Origin of the sequence: Posidoniimonas polymericola (genome assembly GCF_007859935.1) — a bacterium.
In the GTDB taxonomy this organism is placed as follows: domain Bacteria; phylum Planctomycetota; class Planctomycetia; order Pirellulales; family Lacipirellulaceae; genus Posidoniimonas; species Posidoniimonas polymericola.
In genome coordinates, this window is record NZ_SJPO01000002.1 from 242,984 (window position 1) to 262,680 (window position 19,697).

The 19,697-nt window shown below is 64.6% G+C and carries 13 protein-coding genes; 5 read left to right on the forward strand and 8 right to left on the reverse strand.

Annotation, left to right across the window (positions count from 1 at the left end):
• Window positions 1–5: 5 nt before the first annotated feature.
• The 6 genes from Pla123a_RS05030 to Pla123a_RS05055 form a co-directional block, all read right to left on the reverse strand.
• Window positions 6–824 (reverse strand): HAD-IIA family hydrolase, encoded by an 819-nt coding sequence (locus Pla123a_RS05030; protein WP_146584515.1) that lies wholly within the window; start codon window positions 822–824, stop codon window positions 6–8.
• Complete coding sequence (locus tag Pla123a_RS05035; protein ID WP_146584517.1) at window positions 824–2,701, reverse strand: lamin tail domain-containing protein; 1,878 nt, start codon at window positions 2,699–2,701, stop codon at window positions 824–826. The genes Pla123a_RS05030 and Pla123a_RS05035 overlap by 1 nt, the downstream gene beginning before the upstream one ends.
• 715 nt (window positions 2,702–3,416) lie before the next feature.
• The gene (locus Pla123a_RS05040; RefSeq protein ID WP_146584519.1) at window positions 3,417–3,824 is read right to left on the reverse strand and encodes a carboxypeptidase-like regulatory domain-containing protein; all 408 of its coding nucleotides are present in this window, start codon (window positions 3,822–3,824) and stop codon (window positions 3,417–3,419) included.
• 123 nt (window positions 3,825–3,947) lie between these two features.
• On the reverse strand, window positions 3,948–4,886 hold the full coding sequence (locus Pla123a_RS05045) for a DUF1559 family PulG-like putative transporter (protein ID WP_197527688.1): 939 nt from the start codon (window positions 4,884–4,886) through the stop codon (window positions 3,948–3,950).
• 173 nt (window positions 4,887–5,059) lie between these two features.
• Window positions 5,060–6,376, reverse strand: a complete 1,317-nt coding sequence (locus Pla123a_RS05050; RefSeq protein WP_146584522.1) for a hypothetical protein — start codon at window positions 6,374–6,376, stop codon at window positions 5,060–5,062.
• 397 nt (window positions 6,377–6,773) lie between these two features.
• Complete coding sequence (locus Pla123a_RS05055) at window positions 6,774–8,318, reverse strand: glycerol-3-phosphate dehydrogenase/oxidase (protein WP_146584524.1); 1,545 nt, start codon at window positions 8,316–8,318, stop codon at window positions 6,774–6,776.
• 196 nt (window positions 8,319–8,514) lie between these two features.
• Here Pla123a_RS05055 and Pla123a_RS05060 point away from each other — a divergent pair, with 196 nt between their 5' ends.
• Window positions 8,515–9,096: a glycerol-3-phosphate responsive antiterminator gene (locus Pla123a_RS05060; RefSeq protein ID WP_197527689.1), complete on the forward strand. Its 582-nt coding sequence runs from the start codon at window positions 8,515–8,517 to the stop codon at window positions 9,094–9,096.
• A gap of 182 nt (window positions 9,097–9,278) precedes the next feature.
• Window positions 9,279–9,425, forward strand: coding sequence for a hypothetical protein (locus tag Pla123a_RS24470; RefSeq protein WP_197527690.1), 147 nt, complete (start codon window positions 9,279–9,281; stop codon window positions 9,423–9,425).
• Window positions 9,426–9,567: 142 nt separating this feature from the next.
• Here Pla123a_RS24470 and Pla123a_RS05065 read toward each other — a convergent pair whose 3' ends face one another.
• Window positions 9,568–10,932: a sigma-54-dependent transcriptional regulator gene (locus Pla123a_RS05065; protein WP_146584528.1), complete on the reverse strand. Its 1,365-nt coding sequence runs from the start codon at window positions 10,930–10,932 to the stop codon at window positions 9,568–9,570.
• 56 nt (window positions 10,933–10,988) lie between these two features.
• The gene (locus tag Pla123a_RS05070) at window positions 10,989–12,386 is read right to left on the reverse strand and encodes a two-component system sensor histidine kinase NtrB (RefSeq protein WP_146584530.1); all 1,398 of its coding nucleotides are present in this window, start codon (window positions 12,384–12,386) and stop codon (window positions 10,989–10,991) included.
• A 729-nt stretch (window positions 12,387–13,115) separates the two neighbouring features.
• Between Pla123a_RS05070 and Pla123a_RS05075 the strand changes: the two genes are divergently transcribed.
• From Pla123a_RS05075 to Pla123a_RS24920, 3 genes are read left to right on the forward strand one after another with little or no spacing between them, the layout of a single operon-like run.
• Window positions 13,116–14,222 carry an efflux RND transporter periplasmic adaptor subunit gene (locus Pla123a_RS05075; protein WP_146584532.1) on the forward strand — a complete coding sequence of 369 codons (1,107 nt, stop codon included), beginning with the start codon at window positions 13,116–13,118 and terminating at the stop codon, window positions 14,220–14,222.
• Between the two features lie 13 nt (window positions 14,223–14,235).
• Window positions 14,236–17,520: an efflux RND transporter permease subunit gene (locus tag Pla123a_RS05080; protein ID WP_146584534.1), complete on the forward strand. Its 3,285-nt coding sequence runs from the start codon at window positions 14,236–14,238 to the stop codon at window positions 17,518–17,520.
• Entirely contained in the window at window positions 17,483–19,288 is a 1,806-nt protein-coding gene (locus Pla123a_RS24920; RefSeq protein ID WP_231956331.1) for a TolC family protein, read from the forward strand. The genes Pla123a_RS05080 and Pla123a_RS24920 overlap by 38 nt, the downstream gene beginning before the upstream one ends.
• The last annotated feature ends 409 nt before the right edge of the window (window positions 19,289–19,697 follow it).

The window sequence follows — 19,697 nt, forward strand, 5'->3', positions numbered from 1 at the left end:
TTCCTTTAGGCGGTCTGATGAGCGGCGCGGAGCTGCTCGGCTAGCGAGTCGAGTCCGCGGATGACAAGGTCGGGCCGGGCCTCGGGGGCGGCCCGGGAGACGTCCTCTTCGCCGGCCTCGCCGGTCAGGGTGAGGATCGCCAGTGCGCCGGCGTCGCGACCCATGCGGACGTCGGTGTAGATCCGGTCGCCCACCACGGCGACCTCGGCGGGCGTCAGGCCGTGGCGCTGCCGGATGCCGTGGAGCATGGCCCCGTTGGGCTTGCCCGGCACCGCGTCGGGCTCTCGCCCCACGGCGGCCTTGATCAGCGCGCAGACAGCGCCGCAGTCGGGCAGCACGGTCGGCTGGTCGGTCGGGCAGACAAAGTCGGGGTGGGTCGCGACGTACGGGAGTCCCTGGGCCGCCAGGTACGACGCCCGGCACAGGCGGTCGTACGGCAGCGCGGTGTCGAAACCGACGACCAGTGCGTCGGGGTCGCTGTCGACGCAGTCGTAGCCCGCGGCGGCAAACTCTCCGAGCAACGCCGGGGTTCCCACGACAAACAGGCGTCGGGCCTGGGGCGCCTCGGTCTGCAAGTAGTGGATGGTCGCGTGGGCCGAGGAGTAGACCTGATTGTCGTCGGCGGCGACCCCCAGCCCGGCGAGCTTGCGGACGTAGTCGGCGCGGCTCAGCGAGTTGTTGTTGGTCAGGAAGGTGTGACCGATGCCGAGCTCGGCGAGCGTCTGCAGGAAGGGGAGGGTCGTTGGGAAGAGGGCGCCGCCCAGGTAGATCGTGCCGTCCATGTCCAGCACAAAGTGTTTGACGACTCGGAGGCGATCGGACATCAAGCAGCAGATCTCCTAGCGTAATGGATGGGGCGCCCGGGCCGCGGAGGCGTTGCGCGTCGGCGGCCGAGCACCGTCAGCGTCGTGAAGGCCAGGACCAGCGTTGAAGGCTCGGGCGCGGCCGCGGGCGTAGAGCCCGCCGCCCTGCGGCCGAAATTGAGCCTCCAGATTTCGTAGTCCGCCTGGTCGACGAGCAGGTCGCCGTTGGCGTCGGCCGCCAGCGACCCGGTGTTTACAGCTTCGCGCCAGATGGCGTAGTCGGCGGCGTCGACCACGGAGTCGCGGTTAAAATCGCCCGCCAGGTTCAGCGACACCGCCAGATCGAACGCGTTGGCGTGGTCCGTGCGGTAGAGGTCGTAGTAGGGCGAGTAGGTCCGCACCCGCACGGTCCGGCCGTCCTCCAGGAACTCCACCAGCCGGAGCCAGCCGCCGCCCGCGTTGGTCTGGAACTGGGTGTTGAAAAACATCTGATGCACGGAGCCGCCGGCGCCGCGGCTGCCGACGTAGCCCGCGCCGTCTCCGCCGAAGTGACCGTTGAACACCAGCTCGAAGTTGCCGTGCTGCGAAACCAGGTCCTGCCACAGCTCCTCGCCGTCGGCGTCGGCTTCGACCCGGCTCCCGGAGTAGCGCCGCTCGCTGCCGTACGCGTAGGCGTGGGTCAGCAGCACCGCGGTGTGGTCGGCGTACTGCGGGTCCGCCGCGATCTGGTTCGCCCACGCGACCGTTTCCGGGCGGGGCTCCCATTCCAAGGAGAGGACCAGCATCTTCCGCCCGTCGGGCGCGACGAAGTCGTAGTAGGCGTTCTCGAGCCGCCCGGGGTCTTTCTGCCCGGCCATGATCCCGCCCTGGGCCGGGTCGTTCAGTGGGTTGTCCGACGCCGCGAAGTAGTTGTTCAGCTCGGTCAAACGGTTCTGGGCGTCGGTCGTGCCGTAGTCGTGATTGCCCGCCGCCAAGATGTACGGCAGCTGCCCGTCCAGGACGCCCATCGACGCCTTGGCGTTGGCCCACTGCTGACTGCTGACCTGGTCGCCCGAGGTTGGGTTGTTGGTGTTGTTGTTGTTGACAATGTCGCCCTCCTGCAGCACAAGCTGGATCTTGAACGCCTCGCGGTTGTCGACTGCCCACTGCGTCATCTGCGTGAGGGTGTTGCGGTATTGGGTCGACTTCACGTAGTTTTGCGTGTCGGGCAGCACCACCATCGACCAGTCCGCGTCCGGCGACGGCGCGAACGGCGACTGCTGCTCGGTCGCGACGAATCCGGGCGAGCCGTGGTTCTCGCCCAGGTCGCCGACGTCCGAAAACCAACCGCCGTACACGCCCATAATCGACGGCGACCAGTTGGCGCCGACGTCGTTGCCCGCGACGCTCAGCCCCTGCGGCAGCAGCGAGATGGCGTGGCCGTCCGATCCGTCGATCCGGGGCCAGCCACCCGACTGCTGAAGGTTGACCGAGTCCACGATCACACCCGCGGCGTTGCGGATAGCGAGCGTCTCGTTGGTGGCGGACGGGCTGTTCGCTAGGGCGGGGAAATTCTGCACCTCGATGCGTTTGATGCCGGAGCCCCACATCGCGTCGAACGTTGCGGCGTCGCCGGTAACCACCATGGCTTCGTTGGGGTAGAGCAGCGTGCGGTCTGGAAATCGGCTGGCGAAGTCGCCGTCCTGCAAGTCGCCGATCGACCAGTCGCCCAGGTCCACAACCTGATCGCCCGAGTTGAAGAGCTCGATCCACTCCTTGTTGAAGACCCCGGCCTCAACGTCGGCTCCCTGGACGTTGTACATCACCTCGGAAATGAGGACGTCGCCCCACGCCTCCGGTCGGTGTACGGCCAGGCACAGGACGGCTGTAGCGGCGGTGAGGATCGGTCGGGCAGGCATCGGAGGGCCGCCGTCGGCGGAAAATAAGACAGTGGTGAGGGTTCCTGCCGCTCCACGCTATGCTAACGGGCGTCGGTCGTCTACCTGGCGTCGATTACGACTTTCTCGATCGGCTGGGTGATTAGCTGCTGCAGATCGAACGGGCGGCGGGAATCAGTCGATTTGAGCGCGTTGGAGCCGTTATCGCTGCCAGCGGCTTGGCGTCCGGCGCGCCGTTGGTCGGACCGTCGCAGCGGAGGTGAACCTTGCTGTTGGCGTTGACGAGGGTCTAGACGCGGCAACCTCCGGATTCTTAGGTGCAGTCGGTCTAGTCGTCGTTGTTGTCTGATCACCTAAATGCGAAGACACGGTGAGCGGCAAAGCGAGGGCGAGCTTGGGCATGGAGCTTGAGTGGTGCGGGCGGCCCAGGCGTGACGAGGCTCGCACAGCATTCTAGTTCGGCCGTCCCTCCGGTTCTTACGACAAATGTGTGGAAGACGGATGGAGTTAAGTGGGCGCAATGGGGGGTGAGTTCACTCACTCAATTGCATGGTCGTTGGCGACGCCACTCGCGGAACAGTGACTAAGGCAGACCGCCGCAAGACTGCTCCGCGTCGATGAGATCGCGAATTTCTTTCGCCGCCGCCATTGCTCTACCCTTGGCGCCAGTTTTAGATCCGCGTAGCCGTAGAGTGTCACCCTCGCGGGAGGGTGGCAGCCCGGGCAATAGGAAGCACTACTTAGATTCGAGCGCAAAGTCGAAGGTGTGCCGACTGTTCTGCTCAACCGTGCGTCGAAGCTCGGTCTTTCGGTTGTACTTGGCCGGGATGCGGAGCGGGTCGCCGCCCGATGAATCGTCATCGACGCCAGACTCCCCGGTGATTTTCACCAGCATCTCGCCCGGCAAACAGCCCGGGACGTTCCGATCCCTAAAAATCGTGTACTCGCCCGACTCATCGGTTTCGCCGGCGCAGACACGTGGCGGCTGCTTTTCCGCCTCGACGAACTCGACCCGGGCGCCAGAAACCGGTTGGCCGTCAAGCGTCACCGTGCCGGTCACCTGTGACATTTTCAGCACGCTGTAGTCGGGGCCGCGCTGCTTCTGGCAGCCTACCAAGAACGGCAAGAGGCATGCGATCGACACGCACGCGGTGGTCAAGTTTGCGAGGGGCAAGACATGGCCCATGTTCGCGTTCCTACCAGTCAACATCGGGGTGTGTTCCGCATCTTCTAGGGGCGGTTATTTCCGGTGGGGTTGTGGCGTCGCCTACTCCCGCAGATACATCCGCTCACGTTCAATCTGACCGTTGCGGCTGCCCATTGCCGCATAGATCTCCGGGTCGATATCGTCAGACAGCAGGTGCACCGAACCATCGGCATGAAGGAATTGCGCCACGGGGGCCGCGTGCCAGCTACCGAACGCCAGCTCGACATGCCGACCGTTCGCGGTAGCGTCAGCCCAGTAATTGAGCGGCACCTGCGTCGACGCGACAAACTCCGTCCACTCGTTGGCGCCGGGCGTCTTGCCGATGTCAGAGGAGCCGACTGGCCAAAAGTCCATCGAGTTGTTGTCGAGGGTAGTGTCGAGATCGGTGTGGCGCTCGCCTACCGCGATCGTCTTGGAAGAACCGTCGAGTATCTCGGCGAAGCGAACGTCGCTGTCTTGAAAGAACATGCCGTTGTGGTCTTCTAGCGCCTGGTCGATAGAGAGCGTGCCGGGGACCTGACACCCGCCGGCGGTATTGTCGCAGGTCACGTTCGACGACACACAGGCGCCGTATTCGGTCGGCTGGCGGTTAGGAATACCGTTGAAAGTTCTTGCCGCCTGCGAGGAGGACGGGCATCGGTACATCGCTATTGGAGTGGCGAGCACCTGTGCGTTGGGGCCGGTAGTCCAAACAAACGCAGTGGTTTTTACCTGCCCGACCCCCGGGATAATCTTGGTGGAAGTAGTCTCGGCGAGCATATCATACAGCGACTGCTCCTCGACGTACGGGAGAATCTGACCCGACCAGCCCAGGCCGCGGGTGTCCCAACCGCCTGGGAAGTGATTCTGGGCCGACTCAAAGTTCAGCAGCCCCTTACCGATCTGCGAGAGGTTGTTCTTGCACTGCGAGACCCGCGCCGCCTCACGCGCCGCCTGCACTGCGGGCAGCAAGAGCGCGATCAGAACACCTATAATGGCGATAACGACAAGCAGTTCCACCAGAGTGAACCCGGCCGCACGCGGGCATCGCGGAACACGGGGGTGTGATGGGCGGGTTCGCCCGGCATCAGGTCCGTTCAACGGGATTCCTCAACTACAGGGTGACGGGACGAGCCTGCACGGCGGGGGCCACTGCCCCAACGGCCCCACGCCGCGGCTCGGATCTACGCTCGCTAGCGACGCTTGAACGAAACAACCAGGGCCAGCGCCGACGCCAGCCACACAGCAGAAGGCTCTGGCGCCGACGCGATTGCCGACGGTGCAGGGGTCAAGATCGAATCACCTACCACCCCCGAAAGATTAAGATTGCCTGGCGACACGATCCAGTACGGATCGATCGGAAGGCCCTCTGCATTCAGCACGACGAGCCCCGGCGCTCCAAACAACTCACCAGTAATTGCGGTGGTCTCGGGGGTCACAAAAAACAGGGCGCCGGTCTCATCAACGGTCACCATCTCTGGGAAGCCGGGCGCCATGTCGGCGGTCCAGGGACCGAGAGGCGAGGTGTCGATCAGGCTGAGCACGCCACCGTCGTCGAAGAAGAACTCCGGGTTGCTTTCGTTGGACTCATCCGGATCGAACGCAGCCCGGATGTAGCCGCCGGCGCCGTCGGAAAGCAGCACGTAACCGTCCAGTGTTGCGGAGATACCGGGGACGGCGTCGAGCCCGCTCAGTGTCCCCTCAAAGTCAACGCCGCCGAGCTGTTTGCCGTAGGAATTGTTTAGCGCTGGTGGATCGCCCTCGTTGGCGCCAGGGACAGGACCTTCGTTAAACCCCACGGCGTCGAGGACTTCCGACCACGGAAGGATATCGAGAACGCCGTCGTTTTCAAAGTCCAGGTCTACGTCAAGACCGGCATTGAAATCCCGGGCTAGGACCATCGTGATCGAGCCGTTCTCGATGTCCCCAGCACGGTTGAAAAGTGCGTGAGCCGGCTCGTAGCTACCGTACGCCGACTGCCAGGCGGTGTAGTCTGCCGAGTCAACCACGTCGGGGGTACCGTCGTTGGGAAGGGTCCCCTCACCGGCCAAGACGAGGTCCCTGTAGACAGTGTAGTCGGCGGCGTCGATGCGGCCGCTGCTGTTGTAGTCGCCGACGGCGAAGGAAGTCGACACGCCCTCCACTTCGACATTCGTCTCGGCTGCAGGGGTCGGAGCCAGAACGGCGGGAACGTCTCCCACACCGGAGATTGGGATGATTGGCTCGTCGCGGAGTAGAAGCAGGCCGTTGGATCCCAGAGTGAGACCCGTGAGATCGAAGAACCCGTCGATAATACCCGCGGACCCGCCGTCCCCCTCAATCTCAATAATGCTCAGCCCGTCCAGGGACGCGTTAGGCGGCCCCGAGATCTCAATAAACTCACGCCCACCGTCCGTGCCCGGAGCGTCGAGTAGGTATTCGCTGAAACGTATTGTCGGAGTCGCGGCAGCGGCCAGCGCGGCTACGCCGACGGCGGCCAAAACAGCTACACCAGTGATTGCTTTACTCATAAGTTGTTCGCCTTTCTTTAGTTCCTGCAGTCAGTGATCGCCACACAACCTCGAGATGCTAACGGAAACTCGCCTGAGTGGGTTAAGGAAGCGTTAAGTAAGCTTACGGAACGCCGATACTGACGCGAAACCACCAGGTTATCGCTGACTTGACTGGCTTGGTGCGGAATTTGAACGTTTGGCTGCGCTAAGTAGAGCGAGGACGCGGTGCTATTACTCAGTGCGAGGTGAGGGAATTCGCAATGGGTTACTAGGAATTGAATGTTTGACGAGTGGATTAACGGAGGCCTAATCGCGGTAGTTGAAGAGTGCTTGCAGTTGATGCTGCTTACCGCATCGTCGGCGGATCTGGATGAGGAATTGAGTATCGTGACCAGCGCCTCAAAATGGGGGGATCCTACTCCAATGTCGAGGGGGCCGCTTGTGGCTGGCGCCGTTCGCGACAAAACTCCGATGGATCGCTAGTCGCCAAAAAGTGAGGGTGATTTGCGAAATCTATCATGCTGGTGGGCGGCGTCATGCTGGCGAGCTCGTCCTCGAGCCGTTGCCGCGACCAGCCCAGTTCCGACGCCATCCACCCCGCGACCTGGCGGGCCACCTGCCCGGCGTCTTTCTCGTAGTGGATCCAACTGCTCCGCCGGACCATGACGTCGTCGAGGTGTCTGGCCCATTCGTTTCGGCAGAAGTGCTGCACGGCCTCTTCCGTCACCGGTGGCGGCAAGAGCCCGCTGCCGTGGAGCTGGCTCTCATCGAGCAGTGCCGTCGTGGCGGTCCGGCACCCCATGGCGGACGCGCCCAGGCGGCTGGCGACCGCATCGACTGCTTCTTGGGCCATCAGGCGGTAGGTGGTCAGCTTTCCACCGGTAACGTCCCACCAGCCGGCGTGGACCGTGGTGACTTCGTGCCGCCGCGAGATGTCGGAAGGATCGCCGTTCTTCTGCGCGACCAGCGGCCGGAGCCCAACCCACGTGCTGTTAACATCAGCGGTTGTGAGGCCGGCTTGCGGGAAGGCGTTGTTCGTCACCTCGAGCACGTAGTCGACGTCCTCGGGGTCGCAGGTTGGCGCGCCGATTGGGCCGTCGTAGTCGGTGTCGGTAGTGCCTAGGATGACCCGTTCACCCCACGGGATGGCGAACAAGATGCGGTCGCCCTCGGTCATGACAACGGCTTCAGGCACCGGCAGCCGTGATCGATCGACAACCAGGTGCACGCCCTTCGTCAGGCGTAGCGAGGTGCTGGATTGGGGGAGCTGGTCCGACCACGGACCGGTGGCGTTGACCACGGCCCGGGCGCGGCAGGCGATGGTCTCGCCGCCGGCGGTCTGCAGCCGGCATTCCCACTCGCCGTCGGAGGGGTTCGCCTCTTCCAGCCGCGTGTAGTTGGCGAGGGTCGCGCCGGCGTTCGCCGCGGAGCGGAGTGTGTCGATGACAAGACGCGAGTCGTTGGTCAGGGCGTCAAAGTACCGGACCCCTCCGGTGAGCCGCGTGTCGTTGAGCCCCGGCAGGCGGCTGAGCATCCCCGCGACGCTCAGGGTGCTGCTGCGGCCCATCCTGCGGCGGCCGCAGAGCAGATCGTAAAGCCGCACGCCGACCGACAGCTTCCAGCGCTGCCAGTCGGTCTTTTTGCGGGTGGGGAACAGGAACGGGAGCGGCTGGCACAGGTGCGGCGCGATGTGCCCCACCACCCCTTTCTCGCTATTCGCCTCAAAAACGAGACCGACCCTCCCCTGCGCCAGGTAGCGGATTCCGCCGTGCAGCAACCGGCTCGAGCGGCTGCTCGTGCCCGAGGCAAAGTCGTTCTGCTCAACCAGGGCGGTCCGCAGGCCGCGAAGGGCCGCATCGCGTGCAACGCCGGCGCCGACGATTCCGCCCCCAACTACGAGGACATCAAAGCACCCGTCGCCCAAGGTGGTTGTCGGATTGGAGGTAGCTCGATCAGACATGGCAAAAAAAAACGGCCCCGCGGTAGCAACCGCGGGGCCGTTCTCTGTTTATCTAGGCCCGTGCAAAGCACAAGTAGGACGAGTAGGTTGTAGGCCGGGGCAAGCCCGGCGGGACGGCAGTCTACAGAAATCTGATCGCGGCGTCAAACATTCAATACCGCGTTGCGTTTGCCGCCACTGGGTGCGATCATCAGGCATGAGAATTCTCGACTGCTTCAGGGCGCCAGTAATCCCTGTTCTCTGGGACCCGCGGCCCCACGCTGACGCGCTCTCCTACGCGTCGATGGCGATCTTGCAGGGCGGGGCGATCGCCGACCTGCCCCAGACGCTCGACGCCCTCTCGCTCCCCGAGTTCCAGCACCTGGCGGTCTTCGTCCACATCGACCTCATCGCGGGGCTCGAGAACAGCGAAGCCGGCCTCGAGTACCTCCGCGGCTTCGACCGCGTCCAGGGGATCGTCAGCGTGCACCACTACCTCGCACGGCCGGCGCGCAAGGCGGGCCTGCTATCGATTACCCGTGTCTTTATCTCGGATAGCCGCGCTGTCGACCGCGGGGTGAATGTGGTTCAGAAGTCAAAGCCCGACGCCGTTGAGATCCTCCCCGCCGCGGTCGCGATCAAGGTCGGACCCAAGTTCGAGAAGTGCCCTGTCCCCCGCATCGCCGGCGGGCTTTGCACCACCGAAAGCGACGTCCGCGAGACGCTGGCGAGCGGCTGCCGCGCGGTCTCCTGCACCGACCCGAAACTCTGGGAGCTGAACCGCACCCACCAGGCCTAACCGGCGTCGCCGTTGCAGGCCATTTGGGCGCGAGCTCAATGCGGTGAGTGGCTTGGGGATCGGCACGCCACGTGCAATACCTTATCGCGTTCCGGCTCAAGCAGTGGTTCCAACCGCAGTTGGGCTGCTAGCCGGTAGTCGACTCGGGCGGAAGCTACCCGGGCAAACAGAAGGTATCTCTCATGAAGCGCTTTATCCTCACCCTCGTGATCTCGGCGGCGGTTGCTGGCTCGTGCAGCTTGGCGAGCGCGTCACAGCACTACGGCCGCATGGCGTTCGTGCACCACCAGTCGCCGTCGACAGCGGCGCACGTGATCCACGGGAACTGACGAGAACGTAGCAGGACGCGCGTCCGGACCAGGCGGGTTCGGACGCGCCGGCGCCGAGGGTGCAAGACTTTTCTCACCGTGCAATTCCTCGCACGGTCAAAGCCGCCTTGCACAGGCCGGCAGCTAGTAGCAGCCGGCAGGATCAGTGCAGCCCGTACCGGTTCATCTTGTAGTGCAGCGTGCGGACGCTTACGCCGAGCATTTTGGCGGATTTCTCGCGGTGGTAACCGCACGCGGCCAGCGAGGCCTGGATCGTGGCCTTTTCGGCCGTCTCGACGGCGTCGGCCAGGGTGCAGCAATCTGCGGCCGAGGCGCCAGGAGTTGCAGGGTCGAGGTCGTCCGGCAGGTCCTCGGCGTGGATCGTGTCGGCGTGCACCGTCACGACCAGCCGCTCGACGGCGTTACGGAGTTGCCGCACATTGCCCGGCCACCGCGCTGCGACCAGCCGCTGCAACGCGTCGGCAGAGAGCGTCTTGGGGTCGCGTGCGTGCCGCTTGCAGAGCCGTGCAAGAAAGTGCTCGATTAACAGCGGGATGTCCTCGCGCCGCTGCCGGAGCGGCGGCAGATTGATCGGCACGACATTCAGCCGGTAGTAGAGGTCCTCGCGGAAGCCGCCCCCTTCGACCTCCTCGGCCGCCAGCTTGTTGGTCGCCGAGATGAGCCGCACGTCGCAGTCCATGACCTCCTCGCCGCCGATCCGGCTGAACTGCTGCGATTCGAGCACGCGCAGCAGGTCGACCTGGCACTTGGCCGGGATCTCGGTGATCTCGTCGAGGAACAGCGAGCCGCCCCGCGCCCGCTCGAAGCAGCCCGGCTTCTGACGGTTGGCGCCGGTGAACGAACCCTTTTCGTGACCAAACAGCTCACTCTCGAGCAGCGTCTCGGGCAGCGCGCCGAGGTTCACCGCGACGAACGCGTTCTCGCTGCGGTCGCTCAGGTCGTGCAGTGCGCGGGCGATCAGCTCTTTGCCGGTGCCGCTCTCGCCGCAGATCATCACCGTGGCGTCGGTCCGGGCGACCTGGCGGACCTCGCGGAGGACGCGGAGCATGGTGGGGCTGTTGCCAACAATGCCAGACACCTCGCCGGCGTCCGCCAGCCTGGTGCGGAGCTCTTGCACCTCGACCTGCAGCCGGTGGTGCTCGCGGGCCTTGGCGACCTGCTGACGGATCAGGTCGAGGTCGAGCGGCTTGGTGATGAAGTCGAACGCGCCGAGCCGCATTGCCTGCACGGCGGTCTCGACCGTGCCGTGGGCGGTGATCACGATCACGCTTGTCTGCGGGCGGCTCCGCAGCAGCCGCTCGAGCAGCTCGAGGCCGTTCATGGCGCTCGGCAGCCGGATGTCGGCGATCACCAGCTGGAATGGCGTTTTCTGGAAGAGCTCCCACGCCTCGTCGGCGTCGCCCGCCTGAACGATCGAATCGGCCTCTTTGATCAGTCCCTTCTCGAGGCCGGACCGAATGTTGGGCTCGTCGTCGACGATCAGGACGCTGAAGGTTTCATCGCTCATGGGCGGCGGTCGCGAGGGTTCGACGCGACTGACGCGGGCGGGTGGCGACCCGCGGTTCAGCCGATTGCCGCGTCGTTGCTCGCTGAAGTGGTTTGGGATTCGACGGTTGGGGTGTCGACGGTCGGCAACGCGATCGTAAACCGCGTCCCGGCGGGAGAGGTCTCGAAGTCGATGACGCCGTCGTGCTGATTGACAATCTTCTCACAGATGGCAAGTCCCATGCCAGTGCCGGTGCTGCGGGTCGTGAAGTACGGGTCGAACACTTTGTCGGCCAGGTCTTCCGGGATCCCAGGGCCGTTGTCCGCGACCTCGATCACAACCGATCCCCCGTCGGCCCTGGCGCCGACAAACATCTCCCCCCCCTTGGGCATCGCGGCGAGCGCGTTGAGCATCAGGTTCAACAACACCTGCTCGATGCGGACCGTGTCGAGGTTCACCGTGAGGGGGCGACCGCCGGGCGTGGCGGTCTCGATGGTCACGCCCTGGCCCTTCGCCTGGGGGAGCACGAGCCCGACGGCGCGGTGGACCAGCTCGACGAGGTCGGCGTCGCAGCGGGTCAGCTTGTCGACCGAGGCGAAGTCGCGGAACCCCTCGAGCACGTTGGTGATCCGACGGGTCTCGTTCTGCAGGACGTCAAGGGTCGCCCGGGCCTCGGCGGATCGGCTGTCTTCTTCGAGCGACTCACGCAGTAGTTGCACGTGCAGCGCCAGCGCGCTCAACGGATTCTTGATCTCGTGCTGCAGGCCGGACGCCAGCGAGCCGAGGCTCATGTAGCGTTCCATCCGGCGCAGTCGCTGCTCAATCAGCACCTTCTCGGTGACGTCCCGGACGTGGACAACGGTGCCGATGAGCCGCTGCTTGTGGTCGCGCAGCAGGCTGGAACCGGCGCGGAGCGTGCGGGCGTGCCCGGCGTAGTCAACCACGTAGTCGCGGTCGCGGACACTGCTGTGGGATTGGAGCGCCTCGCGGCAGATTTCGGCGAGCGGCTGGTGGGCCGGCGGGAAGACGAGCCCGGCGTCGGACGTCGACTGCTCGAGGAGCAGCTCGCCGCACGGGTTGATGCTGAGGATCTTGGCGTTCTGGTCGGTCGTGATGATGCCCTGGTCAATGCTGCCGAGGATGTCGGTGGCCAGCACGCGCGCCTCGCGCAGCGAGTTCTCGCTGTTCAGGTAGGCTCGCACCAGCAGGGTCATTGCAATGCTCGAGGCGATGGTGATCAGGATCAGGGCAAGAGACAGTCGCGATTGGAAACGCAATTCTGCGGCCAATTCGGTGGCTTCTGGCAAGTGGCTTGCAGGGAGGTGGTTGGAGATCTGCTTGAGCACCTCCAGCTCGGCCGCAAAGTCCGCCAGAATCCAGGCCGCGATCGAGAGCGCGGTCAGGCTGAGCAGCGCCAGGGCGGCGATCGCCCAGCGTGGCCTTACCCCGCGAGCTGACTGGTCATCGTTGAACATGAGCGGCCGTTGCGGGGGAGTGTAGCGAAATCAATTGCAGGCGGTGTGCAAAGCTTTGCAGGCATCCTGCAGTGTGGGTTCCTCACTGAGCTTAGGCCGTCGGCGGGCGGTCGTCGATATCCGCGGGCCCGGCCGAAATCGTGTGCGGAGCCTCCCCGATACGGACCGTCATCGCCGGTAGGGTTAACCGATAGGCTCCCTGGGCGTGACGTACCATTGAGCCTTGGACGCAGACCCGGTCTTGCCGGCCAAAAATTGCGTTTGGAGCAATCACGGCCTGTCGACTGCCGAAAGCACCCTGCGAGCGATTGGCGTACGGTGAGCTTCCCAACCGGCGAGTACCGCCCCCGCAGCGAGCGACGACCATCGACCGACGCGGTTCCGCGGGGCAGAGATTGCTACTACACCAAGGTTTGGTCCGCCATTCGCTACCAGGGGAGGTTCTACCAAGACGATACCGACCCAAACGGCGGCCCTAGCCGGTGAATTCCCGAGGAAATCGGGAGCCATTGTGCTGCGGCTGCCTGACACGCCCGCCCTTCAGTGCCGCAAAAATTTGCACGACGTGCAAGATCTTGCCGACGCTGGCCGCGGGCCGATAGCGACAACCAACCACGCAGTTCCTCCCTCCCGTTCCCGCCGCCTTCCTGCCTGCCAGGCAGGGTGTCCCCGCCCCCGGGGCCGTGTCCTCTCACCAGGGACCCGGCGGCGCAGCCAAGCAGTAACACGATGAAGCACTACCTGTATGTCGCCGCCGCCCTGGCGTTGGGCGCGCTTCCCTTCTCTGGGTGCGAGGAACTTGAGGCCCAGCACACCGAGGAGGAGCACGAGGTGCACCACACGATCGTGGTCACTAGCCCCGTGGTGAAGGAAGTGACCGCCACCACGCCCTACGTTTGCCAGATCCACTCGTGCCGGCACATCGATATCCGCGCGCTGGAGGGGGGCTACCTCGAGGACATCCCGGTCAAAGAGGGGCAGACGGTTAAGAAGGGCGACTTGATGTTCAAGATCCTCGGGACGATCTACCAGGCGACCCTGCAGTCGGAGATCGCCGAGGCCAAGATCGCCCAGATCGAACTCACCAACTCGCAAAAGCTGTTCAAGCAGAACATGGTCTCCGACCAGGACGTCGCGCTCGCCGAGGCCAAGCTGGCCAAGGCCCAGGCCCAGGTGGACCAGGCGCAGGCCGAGTACAACTTTACCAGCGTCACCGCGCCGTTCGACGGCATCATCGACCGGCTGCACGAACAGCAGGGGAGCCTGATCGACGAGGGGGCCATCCTGACGACCCTGTCGGACAACAGCACGATGTGGGTCTACTTCAATGTGCCCGAGGCGCTCTACCTGGAGTACCAGACGCAGCTCACCCAGGGCGAACAGGACCTCGACCTCGACCTGGTGCTGGCCAACGGCGCCACGTTCAACCAGGAGGGCAAGATCGCCGCGATCGAGGCCGACTTCAATCCCGAGACCGGCAACATCGCCTTCCGCGCCGACTTCCCCAACCCCAACCGGCTGCTGCGGCACGGCCAGACCGGCGTGGTGCTGATCCACCGCAAGCTGAAGGGCGCGGTGGTGATCCCGCAGCGGGCCACCTACGAGATTCTCGACAAGCGGTTCATCTTCCTCGTCGACGACGACGGCAAGGTCCACCAGCACGAGATCAAGGTGCTCCACGAGATGGATGACATCTACGTCATCGGCGGCGACATCAGCGGCGACGACAAGATCGTGCTCGAGGGCGTCCGCCAGGTGCGTGACGGCGAGGAGGTCGAGTACGAGTACGTCGAACCGTCGGAGGTTCTCTCCCACCTGAAGTTCGAGGCCGAGTAGGAACCACCGCGAAATGTTTACGAAGTTTCTCCACCGGCCAGCGCTGGCGATTGTCATCTCGCTGATGATCTTGTTCCTCGGCGGTCTCGGCATCGAGACCCTGCCCGTGGCGCAGTTTCCATCGGTCGCCCCGCCGACGGTCCAGGTGTCGATCGCGTACCCGGGCGCCAGCGCCAACGTGCTGGTCGACTCGGTTCTGATCCCGCTCGAGCAGTCGATCAACGGCGTGCAGAACATGCGGTACATCGCCTCGGACGCGACCAGCGCGGGCGAGGCGACCATCCGCATCTACTTCGAGCCCGGCACCGACCCGAACATCAACGTCGTTAACGTGCAGAACCGCGTCAACATCGTGATGAACCGGCTGCCGCCGCTCGTGCAGCGCGAGGGCATCCTGGTGTCGCAGGTCGTGCCGAGCATGCTGATGTACGTCAACGTGTACAGCACCGCCGAGAACGCCGACCAGAAGTTCCTCTACAACTTTGCCAACGTCAACATCATGCCGGTGCTCAAACGCATCCAGGGCATGGGCCTGCCGACCAACCTCGGCAACCGCTCCTACGCGATGCGCGTCTGGCTTAAGCTCGACCGCATGCGGGCGTACAACCTGTCGTCCGACGACGTCATGGAGGCGCTGGCCGAGCAGAGCGTGATCGGCTCGCCCGGCCGGCTGGGCCAAGCGACCGGCAAGACCTCGCAGACCAAGGAGTACGTGCTGACTTACGTCGGCCGGTTCAACAAGCCGGAGCAGTACGAGAATATCATCCTCAAAGCGAACCCGGACGGCGAAATCCTCCGGCTGAAGGACGTCGCGGAGGTCGAGCTGGGCTCCGAGTTCTTCGACATCTACTCCGACATCGACGGGCACCCGGCGGCGTCCATCATCCTGAAGCAGAGCCCCGGCTCGAACGCGGCCGCCGTGATCGACGAGGTGAAAGAGACCCTCGAGCAGATCAAGGAAGAGACCTTCCCCCCCGGCATGGACTACGAGCTGGCATACGACGTCTCGAAGTTCCTGGACGCGTCGATCGAGAAGGTGCTGCACACCCTGCTCGAGGCCTTCATCCTGGTGTCGTTGGTGGTGTACATGTTCCTCGGGGACCTCCGGTCCACCATCATCCCGACGATCGCGGTGCCGGTTTCGCTGATCGGCACGTTCTTCGTGCTGCAGCTGTTTGGGCTGTCGATCAACCTGATCACCCTGTTCGCGATGGTGCTGGCGATTGGCGTCGTGGTGGACGACGCGATCGTCGTGGTCGAGGCGGTGCACGCCAAGATGGCCGAGAAGCCGCTCAGCCCGTACAAGGCGACCATGGAGGTCGTGCAGGAGATCAGCGGCGCGATCATCGCCATCACCCTAGTGATGACCGCCGTGTTCGTGCCGGTCACTTTTGTCCCCGGGCCGGTCGGGCAGTTCTACCGGCAGTTCGGCATTACGATGGCCACCTCTATCGTCTTGTCGGGCGTGGTGGCGTTGACCCTCACGCCGGTGCTGTGCGCGATGATCCTCCAGCCGCACACGCACTCGCACGCGACGCACGAGAAGAAGAAGCGAAACATCTTCCTGACGATCCTCTACCTGATCGCCGGGCTGCTGGTGCTCGCGCTGGTCACGTACTTGGCTTACGAGCTGTGGGGGTGGGTCGGCTTCCTGCTGCTCCTCGTGCCCCTGGTCCGCAAGCCGTTCGACTGGCTGGTAGAACGCGGCACCGACTTCTACGCCGCCATTCTCAAGCGGACGGTCAGCAAGCGGGCGCTGGCGGTGGCGCTGGTTGGCGTGTTCACGGCCGGCATCTACTTTGTCAACGAGTCCCTCCCCACCGGCTTCATCCCGGGCGAGGACCAGGGCATCATCTACGGCATCATCCAGACCCCGCCGGGGTCGACGCTCGAGTACACCAACGCCAAGAGCCACGAGCTGCAGGAGATCGCCAAGGAGCTCGACGAGGTGACCTCGGTAACGTCGCTAGCGGGTTACGAGGTGCTCACCGAGGGCCGCGGTTCCAACGCCGGCACCTGCATCCTCAACCTCAAGCCGTGGTCGGAGCGGGAGCTCGACGCGCGCCAGATCATCGAGGAGCTCGAGGAGAAGTGCAAGCGGCTGAGCGACGTCAAAATCGAGTTCTTCGAGCCCCCCGCGGTCCCCGGCTTCGGGGCCGCCGGCGGGTTCTCGATGCGCCTGTTGGACAAGACCAACTCGTCGGACTACCAGCGGCTGGGCGAGGTCACCGAGGAGTTCATGGCGGCGCTGGAAGAACGCCCCGAGCTGAAGAACCTGTTCACGTTCTTTTCCAGCGACTACCCCCAGTACGAGCTGATCGTTAACAACGACATCGCCATGCAGAAGGGCGTCTCGATCGAGGCGGCGCTCGAGAACCTCAACATCCTAATTGGCAGCACCTACGAGCAGGGCTTTATCCGCTTCGGCCAGTTCTACAAGGTGTACGTCCAGGCGGCGCCCGAGTTCCGCCGCTACCCGGAGGACCTCGAGACGATGTTCGTCAAGAACGAGGCCGGCGAGATGGTGCCGTACTCCGCGTTCATGCGGCTCGAAGAAAAGCAGGGGCTGAACGAGATCACCCGCTACAACCTCTACCCGTCCGCCGCGATCCAGGGAGCGCCCGCCACGGGCTTCAGCAGCGGCCAGGCAATCGCCGCCATCAAGGAGGTGGCCGCCGCCACCCTGCCCCACGGCTATGACGTCGGCTGGGAGGGCCTGTCCTACGACGAGGCCTCCAAGGGGAACGAGTCGGTCTACATCTTCATTATCGTGGTGGCCTTCGTCTACCTGGTTCTGGTTGGGCAGTATGAGAGCTTTATCATCCCGTTGGCGGTGATCTTCTCCCTTCCGATTGGGGTGTTCGGGTCGTTCTACTTCCTCAAGCTGATGGGCCTCACAAACGACGTCTACGCCCAAATCGGACTAGTCATGCTAGTCGGTCTGCTCGGCAAAAACGCAATTCTCATCGTAGAGTTTGCGGTCCAGCGACGGCAGCAGGGGTTGTCCCTTGCAGAGGCCGGAATCGAAGGAGGCAAGCTACGCTTCCGACCGATTCAAATGACATCATTCGCATTTATCGCAGGACTCATACCACTGGTATTTGCGACCGGCGCCGGAGCCATCGGCAATCGCACGATCGGCACCACCGCCGCCGGCGGCATGCTGGTGGGCACTGTGATCGGAGTGCTGGTAATCCCAGGACTCTACTACTTGTTCGGCAGGATGGCCGACAAACGAAGTTTAATCAGGGATGAACACTATGACCCCCTCAGCGAGTTATTCGAGCGACACCCGTAGCAGCCGCCTGCTGCCCGCGATCGTGATCGCCTGCCTGCTGCTGTCGGCCCCCTCGTGCTGCATCCCCGACCTGTGCTGCGCCAAGAAGGGGCCGGCCATGCCGGGCGACTACAACGGACGCGTCGACCCCGACAACTCCGCCAACATCGGCTGGTGCGAGTTCTTCGACGACCCCGCGCTGACCGACCTGATCTGCCAGGCGATGAACGGCAACCAGGAGCTGCGGATCCTCGAGCAGGAGGTCCGCATCGCCAGCCTCGAGGCCTACGGCCTCAGCGGCGAGTACCTGCCGTTTGTCACCTTCGGCGCCGGCGCCGGCATCGAGAAGTCCAGCCGCTTCACCCGCGAGGGCGCGGTCGAGGACCAGCTGACCGTCGCGCCGGGCAAGCCGTTCCCCGAGCCGCTCCCGGACTTCCTGGTGGCGACAAACATCCTCTGGGAGCTCGATATCTGGAAGAAGCTCCGCAACGCGCAGAGCGCCGCCGCCTACCGGTACTTGGCTACCCGTGACGGGCGGAACTACGTCGTGACCCGAGTGGTCGCCGAGGTCGCCGAGAACTACTACGAGCTGCTCGCGCTCGACAACCGGATGGAGACCCTCGAGCGGACGATCGAGATCCAGCAGCAGAGCCTCGAAAATGCTAAGTCGATGAAGGAGGCCGCCCGCGGCACCGAGCTGGCCGTGCAGCGGTTCCAGGCGGAGGTCCGGAAGAACGAGAGCGAGCGGGCTATCATCCGTCAGGAGATCCTCGAGGCCGAGAACCGGATCAACTTCCTGGTCGGCCGCTACCCACAGCCGGTCGAGCGGATGTCGGTCGAGTACGTCGACCTGAATCTGCACGCGCTCGCTGTGGGCGTGCCGTCCGACCTGCTGCTCAACCGGCCAGACATCCGCCAGGCCGAGAAAGAACTGTGCGCCGCGGGACTCGACGTGAAGGTCGCCCGGGCGAGGTTCTACCCATCGGTCACGCTCCGCGCCGGCGTCGGCTACCAGGCGTTCAACACGCGGTACCTGTTCACCAGCCCGGAGTCGCTGATCTACAACGCCGCGGGCGACCTGATCGCGCCGGTGATCAACCGCAAGGCGATCAAGGCCGATTACCTCAGCGCCAACGCGAAGCAGCTGCAGGCGGTCTACAACTACCAGCGGACCGTGCTGAACGCCTTCACCGAGGTCATCAACCAGGTCTCCAAGGTTGAGAACTACCGCGAGAGCATCGCCTTCAAGAAGCAGCAGCTCGAAGCGATGGAGGCCTCGGTTGTGAGCGCCAACAACCTGTTCCAGAACGCCCGTGCCGAGTACGTCGAGGTGCTGCTCGCCCAGCGCGAGATGATGGAAGCCAAGATGACGCTGATCGACACCAAACGCCAGCAGCTCGCGGCGGTGGTGAACGCCTACCAGGCGTTGGGCGGCGGCGGCGGCCCAGGCGTGCGTGTGCTGCCGGCCCCCCCCTCGGCGACGCCCTCCCCCGCCCCGGCGGGCGACGGTCTGCTGCTGAACCCGAGCGAGCCCCCGCTAGAGATCGGCTCCACCCCCCGACCGGAGCAGGGCGGCGCCGAGTTCGGCGGCCTGGCTCCGGCGGCGGCCCGATCTGACAACGCCGTGCACACCTGGCAGGCCGCTCGTCAGCACGCCGGTCTACTGCCAGACGCCGAACACCGCCTCGAGGTCCGGTCGGACATGCGCCGCGATGGTCTGCGTCGGCAGCTCGCCGGCGATCGTGGATTTCGGTGCGAGCGGCCCACTCTCTTCGACCCAGTCTCCTAGGTGGTCTCGGCGGCCCTCGAACGCGGCATAGAAGAGTTCCAGGGCTGGTGCGCTGCCGCCAGACGACGGTTGCGTCTCGACGGCGGCTGATGTAGCGGCGGGCAGATCAATCACCGGCGCGAGCACAAACGCGACCTTCGACGCGTACACATCGGCCGTCTCCCCCGCGGCTGTTGCTTCGCCGAAGCTGCCGTCGATAGGGTCAGTGGCGAAGTTCTCGGAGCCCGCCTGGACGTAATCAGACTGGGCGTACTCGGCCTGGGAGCTCGCGGCGGGGACAATCGCCGCCTGGGCGCCGAGGTTATCACGCCAGATCGTGTAGTCGGCCGCGTCGACGCGGCCGTCGCCGTTGCCGTCGGCGGGCGAGCTGGTGCTGCCGTAGTCCTGCTTCCAGACCAAGAGGTCCGCC